Below are 18,558 nucleotides of genomic sequence, written 5' to 3' on the forward strand. Positions count from 1 at the left end.
AGTCCTTCCTCAGGGTGTGGACGGCCACGCGGCGGCGACGGCGCGGGACAGCTCCGCGATCACGTCGCCCTGCCGCGGCACGAGGTAGAAGTGGTCGCCCTCCATCACGCGGACGGCGAATCGGTCGCTCGTGAGCTCGCCCCATCGCGCCGCCTGCCCGGCGGTCACCTCGGGGTCGTCGCTCCCGAGCAGCGCGGTGACGGGGCAGGCGAGCACGCCGCCCGGCCGGTGCCGGTAGGTCTCGTCGATCCGGTAGTCGTTGCGTACGGCGGGCAGGGCCAGCTCGCGGATGTCCGGATCGTCCATGAGCTCCCGCTCCACGCCGCCGAGCCGGATCAGTTCGTCCACCAGCTCGTCGTCGGAGCGGGCGTGCGTGTCGCCGGGGCGGTGCTCGTGAGGGGCGTGCCGGCCGGAGGCGAACAGGTGCGTCACGCCCCTGCCCCTGGCCTCCAGCGCGCGGGCCACCTCGTACGCGATCAGCGCCCCCATGCTGTGCCCGAACAGCGCGACGGGCCGGTCGAGCAGCGGCGCCATGGCGTCGGTGACGAGCTTGGCGAGGTGGACGGCGTCGTCCACGAGCGGGGCGGAGCGTTGATCGCCGTGCCCGGGGTACTGCACGGCGCGTACCTCGACGGAGTGCGGCGCGTCCCCGTGCCAGCTCCGGTAGAAGCTCGCCGAGCCGCCCGCGTGCGGGAAGCAGAACAGCCGCAGCCCGGCGTACGGCCTGGGCCGGTAACAGTGGAACCAGTTCATGTGAGCTCCGCGGCGGACAGGGGTCGTGGTGCCGTCTGGACCAGCAGCTCGGGCCGGCCGATCGCGGCGGTGGCGTCGAGCCAGAGGCGGCTGAGCGTCAGGTGGTACTGGCCCTGGCGCAGCGGGTCCCGCCCTTCCTCGGCGTCCTGGCGCAGCTCCGACAGCGCCCGCCGGACGCCGTCGGGCCACACGGACGTGACGATGTCGTGGAAGGTGGGCGCGTGCGCCGGCCCGATGGTGGTGGCGCTGGGCAGGCGCAGATGGTCCGCGCCGGTGTCGAAGCGGTCGTCGGCGTCGCGGCCGACGTACATGCGGGGGCTCCACACGAGCGGGCCGTGCGTGTTGACCAGCGTGAGGCTGCCGCCCTCCGTCCCCACGGTGACGCGGTGGAGCAGGTGCAGGTGGGCGTCAGGGTCGTTGGGGGCGATCTGGTTCTGCACCCGGAGGGTCAGCGGCACGCCGCCGACGGTTCCGGTGAGGCAGGTGAAGGGCGTGCCGGGAGCCGGGGCGGTGAACGTCCACGGGCGTAACGCGCCCAGGGCGCGGCCGAGGATGTCGAACAGGGCGTAGGCGACGTGGACGCTGCAGGCGGCGTCCACGTAGAGGGGCCGCTGGAGCTCGAACAGGCGGCGGGCGGTCTCGATGAACCGGCGTACCGGGTCGAGGTGGACGTACAGGGTGTTCACGTGGTGCACGGCGGAGGCGGCCCGGGCGGTGCGCAGGCAGCGGGCCAGCTCGTCGGCGTGCAGCGGATGCTCCTGCAGCACGTGCACGCCGCGGGCCAGCAGGGCGCCGGCCAGCTCGCTGCCCTCTCCCCCGACGACTCCCGACCGTACGACCACGCAGGCCAGGTCCGCGAGCTCGGGCACCTGGTCGGGGTCCGTGAGCAGCGGGACCCCGTGCTCCTCGGCGTACGCGGCGGATCGGGCGCTGCCGCGGGCGAGGACGCCGGTCAGCTCGAAGGGGCCCTCCCGCAGCGCGGAGAGGTAGATCTGGCCGAACTTGGTCCCGCACACCACGACCCGCTTCACAGCGCGCCCTCCTCGAACACCGGCGCGACCAGGTCGATCGGCGCCACCGCCTCGGTGATCTCGATCTTCGCCACGGGCTCCAGGTCCGCCAGCACCCGGGCCGGGTCGAGCACGGCGTCGGCGTGGTGGAGCCCCGCCGCGACCTCGCCGCGGAGCACCGCCATGGCCGCGTGGGCGGCGACCGCGGCGGTGAGCGCGTAGGAGTCGTGGGTGCGCAGCGCCAGGGTGCGGGTGCCGTGCGGGCCGCTGAGCTGGAAGAGCAGGACGTAGTACGGGGTGCGCCCGGCCAGTTCGAGCTCGGCCGCGCGCGTCAGGTCGGCGGCCTGGCCGGCGGCGCTCGCGGCGGCGAGGACGCCGTCGCCGGTGATGACGTTGTACCAGCGGGCCTGCGCCAACCCGAGCTCCCCGGCCACCCGCTCCGCCTCGGCGCTCAGGTAGGGGTAGGCGGTGACCGGTCCCGGGAAGTAGGGAAGCTGGACATCGTGGACGGGGGTCAGGGCGCGGGCGACCCTGGCGCCGTCCCGCCACGCGGCCAGCGCGGCGCCCCGCTCCTCCTGACCGGCCAGCAGGAAGTCACCGGCGGCGGCGGGGGTGAGCCGGTCCAGCCCGCCGGTGTAGACGTCCAGCCGGAGCCCGGCGTCGAGGGAGGCGAGGGCGGCCAGGTGGCGGGGCACGAGTCCGGTGAGGCCGGGGAGCATGCCCGCCGACAGCACCGCCGTACGTCCCTGCGTGCCCGACCCGGCCGGTTGGGCGAAGGCGGCGGCGTCGCCGGCGGCGTCCACGTAGTCGGCCCCGGCGGCGAACGCGGCCCGCGCCACCCGGTCCAGCAGGAGGTAGGAGGGGCCCGCGCAGTTCACGACGATCCGGCAGCCCGCGCAGAATCGGGCGAGCTCGGCCGCGTCGAGCGCGTCCACCTGCCACGCCTCGCCGTGCCCGCCCAGCTCCGCCTCGACGAACCGCCGGGCCGCCGCCCCGTCCCGCCCGCCCACGCGCAACCCCTGGTGGGCGGCGAGCAGGCGGGCCACGGTGCCGCCGACCGCGCCGTAACCGCCGAGCACGCCGATCACGCGGTCACCTGTTTCGCGACGTCGGCCGCGTACGGCCCGCCGAGGCAGCTGAAGTGGTCGCCCTCGATGTCGAGCACCGTGAGCCGCCCCAGGCAGAGGTTCTGCCAGAAGTCCGTCATGTCGTCCTGCAGGGTCGGCACGAGGTTGGTGACGCCGCGCTGGCGGAGGAACGTGATGTCGCCCGCGTACGGCTCCGGGTCGTAGTGGGTCACGGCCGTGAAGCTCTGCCGGAAGACCCGGTAGGCCAGGTCCACCCGCTCGGGCGGATGGCCGAGGGCGCGGGCGACGGCGGCCAGCCGGTCCGGGGGCGAGGTGGCGGCCAGTTCGGTGAAGTGGCGGCCGATCCGCGCGAGGCCGGGATCCGCGCTGGCGGCGAGCGCGGCCAGGCTGCCCTCGCGCACGTGTCCGGGCGACGACTCCAGCACGACCCGCAGGGCCCGGGCGAGGTCCCCGCCGGGGTAGCCGAGCCGCGCCGGGTCCAGGCCGCAGGCCTGCGCGAAGCCGTACTCCAGCATGAGCTCGTCGCCGATCCGGTAGGGGAATCGGGAGCTGCTGATGACGGTGAGCCCGTCGACGACCGCGCCGCCCTCGGTGAGGCGGCGGGCGACCTCGGTGGCGATGAGGCCGCCCATGCAGTAACCCACGATGTGGTAGCCGGCCGCGCCCTCGTCGAGCAGGAGCCGCGCGTACGCTCCGGCCAGCGATTCCACCGTCTGCTCGGGGTCCAGCTCCAGGTAGCGGTCCGCGTCGTTGATCACCAGGCCGAGCAGCGGCGTCCCGGAGAGCTCGGGGACGAGCGCCCGGTACGGGGTCAGGGTGCCGGTGCCGTCGTGAAGCAGCACCCGCACCGAGCCGCCGCCTCCATCGCCGGACAGGCGTACCAGGGGGCTGGCGTGCGTTCTCGGCAGCCCCTGCGCGCGGTCCTCGCGGGCCTGGCGGAGGTGGGCGGCCAGCGCGGCGACGGTCGGCTGGTTGACGAGCTGGCGGACCAGGCTGTCCCAGTAGAAGCCGCTCGCCTCCGCCAGCTCCTCGCGCACCCGCCCGGCCAGGCGGGTGACCAGCAGGGAGTCGCCGCCCAGCGCGAAGAAGTCCTGGTCGCGGTAGACGCGCGGGAGCCCGAGCAGCTCGGCCCAGAGGGCGGCCAGCCGCCGTTCGAGGTCGTCGCGCGGCTCCTCGCCGCCGGGGGCGCCCTCTCCGGCCGTGCTCGGCAGGAGGGTACGCAGCCGCGCCCGGTCGATCTTGCCGTTGTCCGTCAGCGGCAGCTCGTCGACCACCTGGACGTGGGCCGGGAGCATGTAGTCGGGCAGCCGCTCGGCGAGGAACGCCCGCAGCTCCGCCAGGTCGATCCGCTCCCGGTCGTCGGGGAAGCGGGCCGCGAAGACGCACTGCCCGAGGGACGCCAGCGGGTCGCCCGGCCCGGGCAGGCAGGCCAGGGTACGGGCGCCTGCCCCGCGCAGCAGGTCCAGCCACTCGTCGCGGGTGACGAACGTCCGGTCGCGGCCCTGCCGCACGTCGGCGTAGTCGTGCGGGTTCATCAGGAACTCCATCGAGCTCATGATCTGGACGTGCTCGCGGGTGGTCTCGATGAACACCAGCCACCCGCCGGGCACCAGCAGCTCGCGGAACCTGGCCAGCACGGCGGCGGCGTCGTGGGAGTTGTGCAGGACGTTGGCGCAGAGGATGACCTCGAAGGAGTTCGGCTCGTAGCCCTGGGCGCGGTAGTCGGCGTTGATGTCGAACAGGCCGTACCGCACCCACGGGTGGTCCGCGAACCGTTCGGCGGCCTGGGTGAGGAAGAACCGTGACAGGTCGGTGAAGACGTACTCGACCTGATGTCCGGCCAGCTCCGGGATCAGCTCGGCGCTGGTGCCGCCCACGCCCGCGCCCGCTTCCAGCACGCGCAGCGGCCCGCCGGTGTGGTGCTCGGCCACACGGCCGAGCACCGCGCGCACGATGCGGTTGACGTACCTGCTGAGCACGTTGTCCTTGTACGCGCCCTCGGCCGTCCCCACGTCGCCCTCGGGGAACAGCAGCTCGCGGGCGTCGAGCTCGCCGCGCATCAGCTCGGGCAGGTGCGTGGTGCTGACCCGCAGGAACCTGATCAGCTCCGCCCCGTAGTCGAGCCCCTCGGCCAGGCTCTCGACCCGGCGCCACAGCGGCTCCACGCCGGTGTCGCCGCGCAGGTTCCGGTACCGGCCGCCGGGGTCGCGGTCGAGCCGTCCGCGTTCGTGCAGGGCGGCGAGCCAGCGCCGGACGAGCCGGTGGTGGTCGGGCGCGACCTTCGCGGCTGCCAGGATCTCCTCGAGGCCGTGGCCGTCCTCGGTGGTGAACAGGCCGCCCGTACGGAGTGCCGCCGCCATCGACGCGAGCGCGATCTCGTCGAGCGTCTCGGCCACCGCCACGACGCGCGCCAGATCGACGCCCTCCAGGGCCGCGACCGCCGCCACCTCGGCGGCACCGGCGACATCGGGCCCACCGCTCCTCTCGGCCGCCGCATCCTCGCGGGCGGCGGCCTGGGCGAAGGCGATCAGGCGGCGTTCCAGCGCGCGGTCGCCGTCCACGATCACGGTCCCTGCCGCGACCGCGGGGTGTGCCTGCAGCGCGGTCTCTATCTCGGCCAGCTCGATCCGATGGCCGCGGATCTTGACCTGGGAGTCCTCCCTGCCGAGGAACTCGATGTTGCCGTCGGGCCGGTAGCGGCCCAGGTCTCCGGTGCGGTAGAGGCGCTCGCCGCCGTGGCGCACGAAGCGCTCGGCGGTCCTGCTTTCATCGCCGAAGTAGCCGATCGCCACGCCGGAGCCGCCGATGTAGAGCTCTCCCGGCACCCAGTCGGGGCAGGGCCGCATGGCGGCGTCGAGCACGTGGAAGGTCTGGTTGGCCAGCGGCTTGCCGTACGGGACGCTCGTCCAGCCGGGCAGCGGCTCGACGCCGATGGGGTGGTAGATGGACCAGATCGCGGCCTCGGTGGCACCGCCCAGGCTGATCACGTCCAGTCCCGGGACACGGCGGCGGATCTGGCCGGGCAGCGCCACCGGGATCCAGTCGCCCGACAGCATCGCCAGCCTCAACGCGGGCAGCTCCGCCCCGGGCTCCGCGTCCAGGTAGTGCTGGAGCATCTGGAGCTGCGCGGGCACCGAGTTCCAGATGGTGACGCCGTGCCCGGCGGCGAGTTCGGCCCAGTGGACCGGGTCGCCCCGGCGTGACGGGTCCGGCAGCACGAGGGCCGCCCCGACGGCGAGCGGTCCGAAGATGTCGTAGACCGACAGGTCGAACCCGAGGTTGGCCAGCCCGAGCACGCGGTCGTCCGGGCCGACGCCGAAGCGGGCGTTGATGTCGTCGATGGTGTTGCGGGCGGCCCGATGGCTGATCATCACGCCTTTGGGCACGCCCGTCGAGCCCGAGGTGTAGATGACGTAGGCCAGGTCGTCAGGGCCCCGCCGAACACCGCCGTCCCCGGGACGGGCCGGCGGGATGGTGTCGACGGCGATCCAGTCGTTCTCGGCGTGCCAGGACTGCGTGAGCACCAGGCGGACCGAGGCGTCGGCGAGGATGCGGTCGCGCCTGGCCGGTGGCTGCCCGGTGTCGACCGGCAGGTAGGCGCCGCCGGCCAGCAGCGTGCCGAGCACGGCCACGACCTGCTCGACCCCCTTGTCCATGACCACGGCGACGATCTCGCCGGGCCGGTGCCCCGCCTCGTGCAGCGCCCGCGCCACCCCGGCGGCCCGGTCCAGCAGCTCGCCGTACGTGATCGAGCCGGCGCCCGTGACGACGGCGGTCCGTTGCGGCGTGCGCCGTGCCTGGGCCACGACCTCCTCGTGCAGCAGCCCGTCCGGGAGCGGCGCGGCGGTGGCGTTGACGAGGGCGCGGCTTCGGGCCTGCGCCCCGGGCAGCTCGACGGGGGATGCGGACGACCAGGTCTCGTCCGAGGACAGGTCGTGCAGGAGCGCGGTGAAGGCGGCGAACATGTCGTCCACGAGCCCTTCGGGGAACACCCCCGCGCGCACGTCCCAGTTGACCAGCAGCGCGTCGCGGTGCTCCTTGACCTGGCAGTCGATCCACACCTGGGGTGTCTGGCTGATGCCGTACTCCGGCGTGCCGTGCTCGGCGTCGTCGCGGCCGAGGCCGATGGCGCTGGTGAACACCACCGGCATCAGCGCGGCGTCCCGGCCGCGCCGGCGGGCCAGCTCGCGCATGACCTCGATGCCGCCGCAGCGTCGGTGCTCCATGTCGGCGAAGAGCTGCCGGCCGATGGCGTGGGCGCGCTCGGCGAAGGACCGGCCGGGCGCGGTGTCGACGGCGAGCAGGTTGAGCGTGGTGAAGTCGCCGACGACCCGGTCGATGTACGGGTGCAGGGGCGGGCGGTCGAGCAGCGTCAGGTTGAGCGTGAACCTGGGCCGGCGGCTCCACCTCCCGATGACCTCGGCGTAGGCGGCCAGCACGGCCTGCGACGGCGTGATCCCGGCCGCGGCGGCCCGGGTGCGTAACCGCGCCCATTGCGCCGGCTCCACCCTGCTCTCCCACCGCCGGAACCGGGCGTCCGCGGCGGCCTGGTCCAGCGCGGGCAGCTCGGGCGCCGGCGGCAGGTCGTCCATCCGTCCCCACCAGTAGGCGCGGTCCCGGTCGTAACGGGCGCTCTCGCGCTGCGCGCGCAGGGCCAGCAGGCAGTCCCGGAAGCTGACCGGGACGGGCGGCAGGTCGGCATCGGGGTTCTCGTGCAGCAGGTGCAGCTCGCCGAGCAGCAGCTGGATGCTGACGTAGTCGGCGATGAGCAGGTCGATCGAGGCGTGCAGGAGCGCTCCGCGATCGGTGAGCGAGATCCGCAGCTCGAACAGGGGCCAGCTGCCCGCCGGATAGACCGTGTTCGCCATCTCCTCGCGGACGGCGGCGAGCCGCTCCTCCGGGTCGGTGCCGCGCAGGTCCGTCACGCTGACCTCGTAGCCGGGGACCTCGGCGAGCACCTGCTGGTGGCCGTCGGGGTGGATCACGGCGCGGAGCATGTCGTGGCGGCCGATCAGGGCGCGCCACGCGGCCTGCACCCGTTCCGGGTCGAGCCGGGGGAAGGAGACCTCGACGTAGCCGTGGCAGGCGACTCCGCCGTAGCCGAACGCGTCGTTGCGGCCGATCAGGTAGGCCTGCTGCACGTCGGTCAGCGGGAAGGGGTCGAGGCGGCGTTCGGGCTCGGGCCGGACCGTCTCGGCCTCGGACTCGCGGCGCAGGTGCGCGATGATCTCGGGCTTCGCGCCGACCAGCGCCGCGCGCCGCTCCTCGGTCAGCGCTCCCTTGGGCGCCCGGAAGCGGAGGCTGCCGTCGTCCTCCCACAGCCGGATCCCCGCGGCCTCCATGTCGGCGATGAGTTCGTGTACGGCCGGTGCCTGGGTCACAGCACGCCCTCTTCCGTCTCTTGGGTGTCGTCCGCCGTCAGGCCGATCGCCTCGGCGCAGTCGGCGATGGTGGGAGTGGCGAAGAAGCGGCGCAGGGACAGCTCCACGCCGAGCCGCCGCCGTACGATCTCGGCGAAACGGGTGGCGAGCAGGGAGTCGCCGCCGAGGGCGAAGAAGCTCTGGCCCCGGCCCGGCGGCGGGATCTCCAGCAGCTCGGCCCAGAGCTCGGCGAGCAGCGCCTCCGTGCCCGGGCGTGGGGGGTCGTCATCCGGCAGGGGTTCCAGCTGGATGGCCAGAGCGCTCCTGTCGATCTTGCCGTTGGCGGTCAGCGGCAGCCGATCCAGCGCGGTGATCGTCGGCGGGACGGCGTAACCGGGCAGCCGATCGGACAGGAACGAACGCAACTTGTCCAGATCGACGCCCTCAGGGGTGACAAAGGCGGCCAACCGGCGCTGCCGCCGATCCCCGACCGCGACCGCCACCGCACGGGCCACCTGCGAGGACGCCTCCAGCGCCGCCTCGATCTCGCCCAACTCGATCCGATGCCCCCGGATCTTCACCTGTTGATCGGCCCGCCCCAGGAACTCCAGCGTGCCGTCCGGCCAGTACCGGCCCAGGTCTCCGGTCCGATACCACCGCTCGCCCTCGTGGTGGACGAACTTGGCCGATGTCGTCTCCGGATCTCCTCGGTAACCGATGGCGACTCCGGCTCCGCCGATCCACAGCTCTCCTGCCACCCAGTCCGGGCAGTCCCGGCCGCGCCCATCCACCACTCGGTAACGCTGATTCCGCAACGGCAGCCCGTAAGGGATCGACGTCCAATGCGCCGGGACCCGGTCCACCTCCCATGCGTTGGACCAGATCGCCGCCTCCGTCGCGCCCCCCAACGCCACCAACCGGCACCTGCTTTGGGCGGCCAGCCGCGCATGCAGGTCCAGCCCGACCCAGTCACCCGACACCAACGCCAACCGCAGATTCGGGGTCGTGGTGTGCAGGAGCATGTCGAGCAGGGTCGGGACGGTGTTCCAGATCGTCACCCCGTGATCGGCGCACAATCGGGCCCAAGCCTGCGCATCTCGCCGCTCCTCCTCTTGCGGCAGGACGAGCGCCCCGCCCGCCGACAGCAGGCCGAAGATGTCGAAGACGGACAGGTCGAAGTCCAACGCCGACACCGCCAGGACCCGATCGTCCGGCCCCACGCCGAAGCGCTGGTTGATGTCCTCGATCGTGTTCAACGCCGCCCGATGAGAGACCTCCACCCCCTTCGGCTCACCCGTCGACCCCGACGTGAAAATCACGTACGCCGACATATCCGGCGCGACGGCCACCAGCTCGGCCGGTTGCTCTTCACCGGGCAGACCGGTCAGGACGTGACGCGCACCCGCCCGCGACAAGATCCGCTCCCGCCGCGCCACCGGCTGATCCACCCCCACCGGCACATACACCCCACCAGCAGCCAGGACGCCCAGGACCGCCGCGACCTGATCCGGCCCCTTCGGCAGCACCACCCCCACCGCATCCCCGGGCACGACCCCGGCCGCCCGCAAATGCCCCACCACCCGCAACGCCCGATCCGCCAACGCGCCATACGACACCACCCGGCCGTCAGCGATCAACGCCACCCGATCCGGCTCACGGCGCGCCCACCCGAAGAACCCTTCGTGCAGAACACCCTCGGGCAACGGTCCCGCAGTGGCGTTCACCCGCTCCCGCACCACCACCTGACCAGCAGGCAGCCCCACCGGAGCGGCAACCGACCAATCCCCCTCCGCCAACCATTCCAACAGCCCCTCATAAGCGGCGAACATCGCATCCAGCACGCCCGGCGCGAACAGCTCCTCCACCGCGTCCCAGCGGACCAGCAGGTCGCCCTCGACCTCCCCCACCTGGCTGTCCAGCCAGACCTGCGGGGTCTGCGACACGCCCCAGACCTGCTCGGCGAAGGAGGGGCCGAACGCGCCGTCGCCGGCGACGCCGAGCGTGCTGGTGAACACGACCGGCATGGTCATCTCGATCGAGTCGCTCCGCCTGGCCAGCTCCCGCATCACCCAGACCGCCGACACCTCGCCGTGTTCGAGCCCGCGCCACACCTCTTCCTGCAGCCCGCGCGCCCCGTCCAGCCAGCCGGTTCCCGGCCGGTATCCGGCGAGCAGGAGGGAGGTGAAGTCGCCGAGCACGCGGTGGATGTCGGGGTGAACCTCCCGCCTGTCGAACAGCGTGAGGTTGAGCGTCAGCGCCTCCTGGCCGCTCCACCTGCACAGGACCTCGCCGAAGGCGGCGGCCAGCACGGTGGCGGGGGTCAGCTCGTGCCGCCTGGCCAGATCCGTGATCGTACGCCACCGCCCGGCCGGCATCCGGAACTCGCGGCGGGCGAACCGTGGCCGGTCGACCATCGCCGGGTCCACGCGCAGCGGCAACCGGGGGGCGGGAGGCAGCACGGGCAGCCGGGCGGCCCAGTATTCCTTGGCCGTCTCGAAGACCGCCGGATCAGGCTCCTGCGCGAGCACGTAGTCGCGGAACGACACCTCGATCGGCGGCAGGACGGTCTCGGGGTCGTGGTAGAGCTGGTCGAGTTCGGCGAAGAAGACCATCATGCTGAGCGCGTCGACGATGATGTTGTCGAAGCTGACGCCGAGCCGCACCCCGCCGTCGTGGCGGGCGGCCCGCGCGTCGAACAGCGGCCAGCTGGACACGTCGAGCACCTGGTGCGACATCTGCTCGCGCAACTGCTCGACGCTGTCGACGGCGGCGACGGCGAAGCGCGGCACCTCGGGCAGGATGCGCTGGAGCCCGTCCTGGTCGAAGACCGCGCGCAGCATCTCGTGCCGCTCGATCAGCAGGTTCCAGGCCGTTTCCAGCCGGTCGAGGTCGATGTCGCCGTCGAACTCGGTGTAGAAGTGGCAGCCGACGCCGCCGAGCGTGAAGTGCTCGGCCCGGCCGAGCCAGTAGGCCCGCTGCACCTCGGTGGGCGGGAACGGGTCGTGCCGGTGCTCGACGTCGGGGACCAGCACGGGAGCGGGCGCGGCCGCCTCCCCCACGGTGAAGGTGGCCGCGAAGTCCGCCAGCACGGGCGTCTCGAACAGCAGGCTCAGCCTGGCGTCGGCGACGCCTTCCGCACGTAGCCGCGCGATCATGCGGGTGGCGAGCAGGGAGTCGCCGCCGAGGGCGAAGAAGCTGTCCGTACGCTGCACGGCCGGGAGTTCGAGCAGGTCGGCCCAGATCTTGGCGAGCACGGTCTCGGCCGGTCCCTCGGGCGGTTCCTGGACCGCGCTCTCCGCTGCCTCGCTGACCAGGGCGGTGAGCGCACTCCTGTCGATCTTGCCGTTGGCGGTCAGCGGCAACCGATCCAGCGCGGCGATCGTCGGCGGGACGGCATACCCGGGCAGCCGATCGGACAGGAACGAACGCAACTTGTCCAGATCGACGCCCTCAGGGGTGACGAAAGCGGCCAACCGGCGCTGCCGCCGATCCCCCACCGCGACCGCCACCGCACGGGCCACCTGCGAAGACGCCTCCAGCGCCGCCTCGATCTCGCCCAACTCGATCCGATGCCCCCGGATCTTCACCTGATGATCGGCCCGCCCCAGGAACTCCAACGTCCCATCCGGCCAGTACCGGCCCAAGTCCCCGGTCCGATACCACCGCTCGCCCTCGTGCTCGACGAACTTGGCCGCCGTCGTCTCCGGATCTCCCCGGTAACCGACCGCCACCCCGGCGCCGCCGATCCACAGCTCTCCCGCCACCCAGTCCGGGCAGTCCCGGCCACGCCCGTCCACCACCCGATAGCGCTGATTCCGCAGCGGCAACCCGTAAGGAATCGACGTCCAATGCGCCGGGACCCGGTCCACCTCCCACGCGTTGGACCAGATCGCCGCCTCCGTCGCCCCGCCCAACGACACCAACCGGCAGGCGCTCTGAGCGGCCAGCCGCGCATGCAGGTCCAACCCCACCCAGTCACCCGACACCAACGCCAACCGCAGATTCGGCGTCGTGGTGTGCAGGAGCATGTCGAGCAGGGTCGGGACGGTGTTCCAGATCGTCACCCCGTGCGCGGCACACAGCTCCGCCCAGCGTTGGGCATCGCGCCGTTCGCCCTCTTCGGGCAGCACCAGCGCGCCTCCCACGGACAGCAGGCCGAAGATGTCATACACCGACAGGTCGAAGTCCAACGCCGACACCGCCAGGACCCGATCGTCCGGACCCACGCCGAAGCGCTGGTTGATGTCCTCGATCGTGTTGAGCGCCGCCCGATGAGAGACCTCCACCCCCTTCGGCTCACCCGTCGACCCCGACGTGAAAATCACGTATGCCGACATATCCGGCGCGACGGCCACCAGCTCGGCCGGTTGCTCTTCACTGGGCAGACTGGTCAGGACGTGACGCGCACCCGCCCGCGACAAGATCCGCTCCCGCCGCACCACCGGCTGATCCACTCCCACCGGCACATACACCCCACCAGCAGCCAGGACGCCCAGGACCGCCGCTACCTGATCCGGCCCCTTCGGCAGCACCACCCCCACCGCATCCCCGGGCACGACCCCGGCCGCCCGCAGATGCCCCGCCACCCGCAACGCCCGATCCGCCAACGCGCCATACGACACCACCCGGCCGTCAGCGATCAACGCCACCCGATCCGGCTCACGGCGCGCCCACTCAAAGAACCGCCCGTGCAGAACACCTTCCGGCAACGGCCCCGACGTGCTGTTCACCCGCTCCCGAACCCGCGCTTGGCCGGCAGGCAACCCCACCGGAGCGGCAACCGACCAATCCCCCTCGGCCAGCCACTCCAGCAACCCCCCATAGGCAGCGAACATCGCGTCCAGCACACCCGGCGCGAACAGCTCCTTCACCGCGTCCCACGCCAGATGCAGCCCGTGGTCGTACTCGTTGATCTGGTGGTCGAGCCACACCTGCGGCGTCTGCGTGATCATCCAGCCGGGGGCGCCGAAGGCCTCGCGTACCTCCGGGACGATCAGCTCGGTGCCCAGGTTGCAGGCGAACACCACCGGAGCCCCGGTGTGCTCGCCGCCGCGGGCGAGGTCGCGGAGCACTTCGACGCCGGAGTAGCCGGTGTGCCGGGCGTCGGCGCGGAAGCGGGCCTGGAGGGTTCTGGCGCGCTCGGCGAACGGCTGCGCCTCGGACAGGTCGGCGGCCAGCAGGATCAGGTTGGTGAAGTCCGCGACGAGGTGGGCCACGTCCGGATGCACGGTCTCGTCCCGGTCGAACAGCGGCAGGTTGAGGAGGAAGCGCGGTTCGCCGCTCCACGCGGCGAGCACCTCGGCGTAGGCGGTGGCCAGCACCATGGCGGGGGTCAGCCCGTACGCGCGGGCCTGCTCCTGGATCCGCCGCCACGAGTCGAGGGGCAGCCACCTCTCGCGCCGGGCGAACCGGGGCCGGTCGATCCGGCCGGGCTCCACGGCGAGGGGCAGCTGGGGCGCGCCGGGCAGCTCGTCCAGCCGGCCGCGCCAGTACTCCTGGTCCCGTGCGTGCCGCGCCGCGCGTTCCGCGTCGCGGGCCGCGAGATATCGGGGGAACGAGCAGGCCAGTTCCGGGAGCGGCCGGTCCGGGGCCAGGTAGAGCGTGGCCAGGTCCCGCAGCAGAATCTGCAGGCCGAGCACGTCGGCGACCAGGAAATCCACCTCGAAGTGCACCCTGGAGCGGCCGCCCGGCAGCAGCGACAGCCGCACGTCGAACACCTCGCCCCTGGAGGCGTCGAAGCGGCGGTGCGACAGCCGTTCCCTGATGGCCTCGGCGGCCTCCTCGCCGAGCTCGGGCCCCGTCAGATCGTGTACGGTCAGGCCGGGCCAGGGGCTGGTGTCCGTGATCTGCTGGGTGCCGTCGTCGTGGAAGACCGCGCGCAGCATGCCGTGCCGGTCGATCAGGGCGCGTACGGCCCGCTCCAGCCGCGCCGGCTCGATGCCGGAGCCGTCGAACTCCAGGTACGCGTGGCAGCCCACCCCGCCGATGACCTGCCCGTCGCCGCGCCCGATCCAGTACGCCAGCTGGACCGGGGTGAGCGGGAACGGCGCCGCCTCGTCCACGACCGGCTCCGGCGCGGGAACCTCCACGGGCGGGGACAGCCGGGAGCCGACCAGCGACCACCAGGCCGCGAGCGTGAACTCCGTCGCCAGCTCGCTGAACGCGATGCCGGCCCCGGCGCGCCGCCACCGCCCGGCCAGCCTCATCGCGCGGAGCGAGTCGAGCCCCAGGCTGATCAGGTCGGCGTGGTCGGTGACCGCCGAGGGGTCGAGGTCGAGCTGGCCCGCGATGTCCGCGCGCATCGATTCGAGGGTGGGCGGAGAGGTGGAAGGGGCTTTGTCCAACACGAAAGAACCCGCCTATCGAGTAGTGCTTGCATCGCGTCCGGCGGCCGGGGGGTGGGCCCGGCCGCGGGTTCGTCAGAGGTTCGCGCCGGCCGCCTGCAGCCTCCGGGCGAGCCCGGCCGGCGTCGGCTCCTCGAAGATGTCCTTGAGCTTGAGCCGGATCTGGGTCGCCCGTTTGATCTCCTGCAGCAGCTTGACCGCCAGCAGCGAGTGCCCGCCGAGCGCGAAGAAGTGGCTGTCGGGGCCGAGATCGGTGCGGTTGAGCATGACCTTCCAGAGCGCCACCAGGGAGTCGACCAGTTGGTCCCCGCTCTCGGACGGGAGTTCCGCCTCCTCCACGCTGGCCTCGGCGTCGCGCAGCTCCAGGGCCAGGCGGCGGAGGGCGGGGTAGTCGACCTTGTCGTTGCCCGTCATCGGGAACGCGTCCACGGTCACGTACTCCTGGGGGGTCGCGGCGTACGGGAGGGAGGCGCTGGCGTGCTCCCACAGCTCCGAGGTGACCTCGGGGCGTTCCGGCGCCACCACGAAGGCCCACAGGACGGCGTCGGCGCTGGGGTCGCCGACGACCACGACCGCGGCGGCCCTGACGTCCGGGTGGCTCAGCAGCACGCCCTCGACCTCGGCCAGCTCGATCCGGTTGCCGCGCAGTTTGATCTGGCGGTCGAGCCTGCCGAGGATCTCCAGCCGGCCGTCGGAGGTCCACTGGGCCAGGTCGCCCGTGCGGTAGAACCGGCCGTACTGGGGGTGCTCGCCGAACCGCTCGGCGGTCAGCGCCGGGCGGTCGTGGTAGCCGATGGCCACCCCGTCGCCGGCGATGCAGAGCTCGCCCCGGGTCCCGATCGGCAGCGGGCGGCCGTCGGGGGCGGAGACGTACACCTTGGTGTTGGCGATGGGGACGCCCACGTCGACGCGGTCGGCGGCCGGGTCGATGCGGCCGGAGGTGGACCAGATCGTGGTCTCCGTGGGGCCGTACACGTTGTAGAGCTCGCACCCGGTCGCGGACAGCCGTTTGGCCAGGACGGCGGGCATCGGCTCGCCGCCGCAGAGCACGCGGCGGCCGGCCAGCCGCCCGGCCACCTGGTCGATGACCAGGCGCCAGGTGGTCGGCGTGGCCTGGGCGATGGTGACGTCGTAGCGCCGCAGCGCCTCCGCGAGGGGTTCGCCCTGGGTGCGGGCGTCGTCCGGCGCGACGGCCAGCCGCGCGCCCGTCGTCAGGGGCAGGAACAGCTCCAGGGCGGAGATGTCGAAGCTGAACGTGGTCAGCCAGAGCACGGTGTCCGCCGGGCTCACGGCCAGCTGGTGCGCGAAGTGCGCGATCAGGTTGGCGAGGCTGTAGTGGTCGATCAGCGTGCCCTTGGGGAGCCCGGTGGAGCCGCTGGTGTAGATGAGGTACGCGCAGTCCTCCGGCCTGACGCTGCCGAACGCCGTCACCGTGCCGGACACCGGCGTCACCGAGTCGACGGACACCAGCGGCAGGACCGTACGGTCGCCGGAGACGACGATCCCCTCGCCCGCGAGGACCACGGCGGCGCCCGCGTCGTCGAGCTGGTAGTCGAGCCGCTGCTGCGGGTGGTCGGGCTCGAGCGGCAGGTACGCCGCCCCGGCGAGCCACACGCCGACGGCGGCCGCGGCCAGCTCGGGGCCGCGCCGCGCGAGCAGCGCGACGACGTCGCCCCGGCCCACGCCGGCGGCCCGCAGCGCGTCGCGGGTGGCCTCGGCGGCGGCCCACAGGCGGCGTAACCCGACGCGGCGCTCGCCGTCGAGCACCGCGTCGGTGTCCTCCGGCGGCGCGGCGGAGACCTGGCGGGCGATCTTGTCCAGTACGGTCGCCGGCGTCACGGCGCGCTCGGTGGCGTTGGCCAGCTCGATGGCCGCCCGGTCCTGGTAGCACCAGACGGACAGGTCCGAGAGCGGCGTGTCGGGCTGCTCCGCGAGCGTGACGAGCAGCTCGTCGAAGCGGGCCAGCAGCAGCTCCACGTCGGCGCGGTCCAGGACGTCCACGCAGAACGCCGTCCTGATCCTGATCGCCTCGGGGGTGGAGGTGACGAAGAACTCCAGGTCGAACTTGCTGAAGCCGTTCTCGATCACCACCTGCGCGGCCCGCAGCCCGCCCAGCATGAACTCGGCGGACAGGTCGGCGGGCACGTAGTTGAAGGTGTGCCGGAAGAGGTTGTTGCGCCAGCCGTCGCGGGGAACGATCTCCAGCAGGTCGTCCACCGGGTGGTCGGCGTGCGACATGGCCTCCATGAACGTGCGGCGGGTGAGCCGCGTGTAGGTGCGGAAGGTGTTCGCCGATTGCACCCGGGTGCGCAGGGTGAGCACGTTGATGTGGTAGCCGATCCGGGTGGCGGCCTCGGGTGCCCGCACGCTGACGGGCGAGCCGATGGTGAGGTCGGGGCCGGCCCCGTGGGCGGCGAGCAGCACGCCGTACGCGGCCATGAGGACGACCGACTCCGGCGCCCGCAGCTCGCGCTGCATCCGCCGCGCCGCGTCGCGCGCGGCGGGGGACAGCTCCCAGTTGACCACGTCGCCCAGGAGGGTGACCTGCGAGGCCTCCGGCTGCTCGCACCACAGGTCCAGCTCGTCGGCGCGGAACCCGTCCAGCTTGTCGTGCCAGAACTCCCGGCTGCGCGGGTTGGCGGCCGGCTCCTCCCAGGCCGGGACGGTGTCGCGCGGGGGCGACTCACCCGCGGCGAGGGCGTTGTAGGTGGCGGCGAGCTCGTTCATCAGCAGCGCGGACGACAGCCCGTCGAAGATCGAGTGGTGGATGGCCAGGCAGTAGACCTCGCCCGCCTCCTCCTCCAGCACGGCGGCGCGCACCAGCAGCTCGCCGTCCGGCTGGAACGGCCGGGCCACGAACTCCGTCAGCCACTCGCGCGTGGTGCCCCGGCCGGCCTCCTCGAAGCGCAGCTCGGCGTACTCGGGCGGCAGAACCTCCCGCGTCATGCCCTCGGCCTCGATCCCGAAGACCGTGCGCAGGATCTCGTGCCGGCGCACGACGTGGTTGATCGCGTCCAGCATGAGGGTGCGGCTCGGCAGCCTCGCCACGCTGAACGCCACGCCCAGGTTGTTCACCCCGGTACCGGGGACCAGCTCTTCCAGCATCCACAGCGCCTGCTCCTTGCGCGAGGCGCGCTGACCCAGCATCTGCTCCATGATCATCTCTCCAGCAGCTTGGTGACGGCCCTGGCGACCTCGTCCGAGGTGAGCAGCACGTCGTGGCTCTCCTCGAACCTGAGCTCCTCGGCCACGACGGTGCGGCCGGAGTCACGCAGCCGGTTGAGGCCGTTCCTCGGGTTGGATGAGCTCACCGCGGTGGCGCGCAGCCACCCCTCCCAGGGGTCCAGATGGTCGGCATAGGTGAGGAAGGCCAGGAAGGCGCTGAACGTCTCCCACATCTCCTCGGAGTACTCCGGGTCGAACCCGGCCCTTTCGAACGCGCGGTGCCCGACCTCGCGGAAGGTGGCATAAAGCTGGGCGGCGTAGCCCTCGACCGTGATCCCCTCGACCTGGAGCGTCGTGTCCATGGTCTCCCTGATCTGGGCGACGTCCTCCTCGTTCAGGATCGAGGAGAGGATGCCGAAGACCTTGCCGAACTGGAAGTAGACGTTCTCCAGGCTCGTGGGCTCCGGGTCGAAGAGGATCAGCTCGGGCGCCGACCCCTGCAGCTCGGCCAGCCGGTCGACCAGCTCGGCCGCGTAGACGGCGCCCACGCAGTAGCCCATGACCGCGTGGACCTTCCTGCCGCTCTCCTTGATGGGCTCCACCCAGGAACGGACATAGGCGGCACCGTCGATCCCGCAACCGGGCGTCACGGCGGGCGGGCGCACGTGCCAGAAGGTCGCGTCATAGTCGATGTTCGCCACCAGGTCGGGGAAGCCCGCCTCCGCGCGGCCGGTCTCCGTGAAGTCGACGCAGAGGACGAGTTCCGCCGAATTGGATGCTTTGATCGTCGTCCAAGTGGTTACCAGGGTCATGATCATTCCTTTGATCGGAGTTCTGC

At 72.5% G+C, this 18,558-nt stretch carries 7 protein-coding genes; all 7 read right to left on the reverse strand.

Annotated features, from left to right (window positions below; genetic code table 11):
• Positions 1 to 9: 9 nt before the first annotated feature.
• Positions 10 to 753, reverse strand: a complete 744-nt coding sequence (locus tag H4W80_RS26130) for a thioesterase II family protein (RefSeq protein WP_192787512.1) — start codon at positions 751 to 753, stop codon at positions 10 to 12.
• Positions 750 to 1,784, reverse strand: a complete 1,035-nt coding sequence (locus tag H4W80_RS26135) for a Gfo/Idh/MocA family oxidoreductase (RefSeq protein WP_192787513.1) — start codon at positions 1,782 to 1,784, stop codon at positions 750 to 752. Before H4W80_RS26135 ends, H4W80_RS26130 begins: the two co-directional genes overlap by 4 nt.
• Positions 1,781 to 2,851, reverse strand: coding sequence for a saccharopine dehydrogenase NADP-binding domain-containing protein (locus tag H4W80_RS26140; RefSeq protein ID WP_318787064.1), 1,071 nt, complete (start codon positions 2,849 to 2,851; stop codon positions 1,781 to 1,783). The genes H4W80_RS26135 and H4W80_RS26140 overlap by 4 nt, the downstream gene beginning before the upstream one ends.
• Positions 2,848 to 8,232 (reverse strand): non-ribosomal peptide synthetase, encoded by a 5,385-nt coding sequence (locus H4W80_RS26145; RefSeq protein ID WP_318787065.1) that lies wholly within the window; start codon positions 8,230 to 8,232, stop codon positions 2,848 to 2,850. Before H4W80_RS26145 ends, H4W80_RS26140 begins: the two co-directional genes overlap by 4 nt.
• The gene (locus H4W80_RS26150) at positions 8,229 to 14,513 is read right to left on the reverse strand and encodes a non-ribosomal peptide synthetase (protein WP_192787514.1); all 6,285 of its coding nucleotides are present in this window, start codon (positions 14,511 to 14,513) and stop codon (positions 8,229 to 8,231) included. Before H4W80_RS26150 ends, H4W80_RS26145 begins: the two co-directional genes overlap by 4 nt.
• A 117-nt stretch (positions 14,514 to 14,630) precedes the next feature.
• Positions 14,631 to 17,711: a non-ribosomal peptide synthetase gene (locus tag H4W80_RS26155; RefSeq protein ID WP_192787515.1), complete on the reverse strand. Its 3,081-nt coding sequence runs from the start codon at positions 17,709 to 17,711 to the stop codon at positions 14,631 to 14,633.
• Positions 17,712 to 17,713: 2 nt separating this feature from the next.
• Entirely contained in the window at positions 17,714 to 18,532 is an 819-nt protein-coding gene (locus H4W80_RS26160; RefSeq protein WP_192787516.1) for a hypothetical protein, read from the reverse strand.
• Positions 18,533 to 18,558 lie beyond the last annotated feature (26 nt).

Source organism: Nonomuraea angiospora, assembly GCF_014873145.1.
GTDB classification, from domain to species: Bacteria; Actinomycetota; Actinomycetes; order Streptosporangiales; family Streptosporangiaceae; genus Nonomuraea; species Nonomuraea angiospora.

Bases quoted from the DNA above. Each gene is read 5' to 3' on its own strand.
- H4W80_RS26130 (WP_192787512.1), bottom strand. From the start codon at position 753: ATGAACTGGTTCCACTGTTACCGGCCCAGGCCGTACGCCGGGCTGCGG.
- H4W80_RS26150 (WP_192787514.1), bottom strand. From the start codon at position 14,513: ATGCGCGCGGACATCGCGGGCCAGCTCGACCTCGACCCCTCGGCGGTC.
- H4W80_RS26155 (WP_192787515.1), bottom strand. From the start codon at position 17,711: ATGGAGCAGATGCTGGGTCAGCGCGCCTCGCGCAAGGAGCAGGCGCTG.
- H4W80_RS26160 (WP_192787516.1), bottom strand. From the start codon at position 18,532: ATGACCCTGGTAACCACTTGGACGACGATCAAAGCATCCAATTCGGCG.